Genomic DNA, 3,301 nt, shown 5'->3' on the forward strand with positions numbered 1-3,301 from the left:
TTATGAATCGGAGGCAGTGTGAAAATTACGAAGGTTGAAATGATTTACCCGCAGCAGGGTCCCCTCATCATTGAGGGCGAACAAATCCCATGTATCTGGGTACGCATTCATACCGATGAAGGCATCACAGGCCTCGGTGAAACCTATCCACTCGGCGAAGCAGAATGCGGCGTTATTCGTGGCAGGTTTGCGTCGATGCTGATAGGGCAAAATCCACTGGAGATTGAACGGTTGTGGCAGGATATGTTCCGGGTGATCGGCTTCCACGGTTGGGCGGGCGCGGAGTTACGAGCAATCAGCGCCATCGATATTGCACTATGGGACATCTACGGGAAAGCCGCCGGACAACCGATCTATCAACTACTCGGCGGAAAATCGCGCGATAGGGTCCGCACATACAACACCTGCTATGACCACCGCTACGATTTCAACAATGTCGAAAACAACGAAGCGGAAAAACTGGCAAAGGAACTCCTAGACAGCGGCGTCGGAGCAATGAAGGTGTGGCCCTTCGATGGGGTGGGCTACAAAAACCGTGGACAATTTATTACAAAAGTAGATATGGAAATCGGCTTGCGACCTGTCCAACAGATTCGCGATGCGGTCGGCGATGATATTGAGATTGCACTGGAGTTTCACGGCTTGTGGAATGTCCCATCGGCGATCAAGATTGCCCACGCGCTTGAGCCGTACAACGTGATGTGGCTAGAAGAGATGATGCCGCAAGACAACATGAAAGCCTATGCCACGGTTGCCGATCACGTTTCCCAACCACTCTGCATCAGTGAACGCCTGATGACGCGCTACCAATTCCGAGAGTTAATTGAACTAGGCATTGCGCAGTTCATTATGCCCGACATCTGTTGGTGCGGTGGCATAACAGAAGCTCACAAAATCGCGGTACTTGCCGATACCTATTATCTCCCGATCGCGCCGCACAACTGCGGAGGTCCCGTTCTGCATGCTGCCTCGATCCATCTGACGCTCCATCTCACGAACCTGTTTATACTCGAAAGTGTCCGTCGCCACTATCTCGTTCAATACGACAACCTTGTTACAGGATCGGTTCCAGTTGAGGAGGGACATCTGACCGCGCCGGAAACGCCTGGGCTTGGCATCGATCTCAAACCGGAACTGCTCAACGCACCCGGAGCATAACACAAGTTGTAGCCTCTTCCCGTTACCTACCAAAGAAGGGAGTATCGCCATATCCGTAACTTATTCTTAAATCTCAAACCGTATATCATTCGCTACAGGGTCGCTGTTATCGCGAGTTTTTTCTTCGTACTGACAACGAACGCAGTGATTGTGGTGCAGCCAAAGTTGTTAAAGTGGGTTTTTGATGGCCTGGAAATAGGGATTGTGGCGCTACCAGAGCCGTTGAACTGGATCCTTGGTGGTCTGGAAGGAGAGATTACTTATTGGAAGGTCTCTTTTTTCGCGGCGCTCATTTTGGGCGTTGCCTTGGTTGGAGGTGCGCTTCGATTCGGTCAGCGTCAGGTTATCCAAAGTGCGGCGAGGCGGATGGAATATCAGCTTCGGAACGATTTCTTTACGCATCTCCAAAAGCTGCCTGCATCCTACTATAACGATGTCCGCACGGGAGATCTAATGGCACGAGCAACCAGCGATATGAACGCCGTCCGGATGGTTCTCAGTATGGGGATTTCATACATCGCGGATGCGCTCATCTTCTTTGCACTGGCGCTCGTAATTATGCTGGATATTGACCTACAGTTGACGCTTTTGGCACTTCTGCCGTATCCGATCCTCGCTGTCTTGATAAAGGAATTGGGAAAGCGGGTCTACAGATATCACACGCGAATCCAAGAAGGCTTTTCTACGATGAACACCAAAGTGCAGGAGAATCTGTCCGGTGTGCGTGTTGTCAAAGCGTACACGCTTGAAGAGGGCGAGATTGAGGAATTTGAAGCATATAATCGAGACTTCGTGGAACGCAATCGTGACCGGATTCGGCTGACAACCTTCTTCTTTCCATTGTTCCGATTCTTACCCGGACTCGGTATCGCTGCGCTCCTCTGGCTCGGTGGTATTCGTGTAGTCGAGGGAACAATCACGTTTGGTGATTTTGTATCTTTCAGCGCCTATCTAATGATGTTCATTCGTCCGATGATTACTTTTGGCTTCATCGTCAATACCTTTCAGCAAGGTGCAGCGTCAATGGAACGAATCCGCAGGATTCTTGATGTGAAACCTGAAATCGCTGATGGAGAAACAGTACGCCAAGAAATCGAAACGATTCACGGCGAAATCGAATTTAGAAACCTCAACTTCGCTTATCCTCGCGGGGAACTAGTGCTGAAAAATATCAATTTCAAGATTCCGCGCGGATCAACAGTTGCAATTGTCGGTACGACCGGCAGCGGTAAGACCACCTTGATTAATCTCATCCCTCGCATCCGTCAAGCCGAGCGGGGTATGGTCTTCATCGACGGTGCCGATATTCAAGATATCCCGCTACAACTCCTGAGATCAAGCATTGGTGTCGTTGAACAGGAGCCTTTCCTCTTTTCTGACCTCCTACGAAACAACATCGCCTACGGCGTCAAGGAAGCAAGTGAAGTGGGGATCAAAGAGGTGGCACACAGTGCCGATCTCCTCGAACAGATTGAGGAGTTTCCGGAGGGATTAGATACGTTTTTGGGTGAACGCGGTCAAACCATTTCAGGCGGACAGAAACAACGAACCGCGCTCGCACGTGCAATTATGATCCAGCCAAAGATCTTGATCTTGGACGATGCTTTTGCCAGCGTAGATACGAATACAGAGGATACCATCCTCACACGGCTGAACGAGATTATGGAAGGTTGCACGACGGTTCTCATCTCGCACCGCATTTCGACTGTCAAAGCGGCAGATTTAATTGTCGTCTTGGAAGACGGGGAGATTGTCGAACGCGGCACGCATGAGGAGTTACTGGCACACAACGGTATTTATGCCGGTATCCATGAGAAACAGTTGTTGCAAGAAGAACTGGAAGCACTTTAGACCTCTCCCTACCGCTCACTTGCTGCACATCGGACTAATTCTCCTTCAAATGTAGCGCAAACTGTTAATTTGCAGGCTAGGATCACAATCTAACAGATCGGGCTACAAAAGTAGATTGTAGGTCGAGATTCATATCTCGACAAAATACACAGCGTGGCGTGCAACAAGCCGGGGTCATTAAGTCAAAACTATCGCGCTATGTGCTAGGGGGTCTCGATTTTGGAAAATCGACCTACAGAAATCCGAAGCTATCTCTGATATGTGAACAAAGGGTTGGCAGACCCAACCCCTA

Annotated in this window: 2 protein-coding genes; both read left to right on the plus strand. The window is 49.8% G+C overall.

Features of this window, described 5'->3' with window-relative positions:
• The first annotated feature begins 18 nt into the window (after window positions 1-18).
• On the plus strand, window positions 19-1,158 hold the full coding sequence (locus tag J4G02_22970) for a mandelate racemase/muconate lactonizing enzyme family protein (protein MCE2397371.1): 1,140 nt from the start codon (window positions 19-21) through the stop codon (window positions 1,156-1,158).
• 144 nt (window positions 1,159-1,302) lie between these two features.
• Entirely contained in the window at window positions 1,303-3,009 is a 1,707-nt protein-coding gene (locus J4G02_22975; protein ID MCE2397372.1) for an ABC transporter ATP-binding protein, read from the plus strand.
• Window positions 3,010-3,301 lie beyond the last annotated feature (292 nt).

Source organism: Candidatus Poribacteria bacterium, from assembly GCA_021295755.1.
In the GTDB taxonomy this organism is placed as follows: Bacteria; Poribacteria; WGA-4E; order WGA-4E; family PCPOR2b; genus PCPOR2b.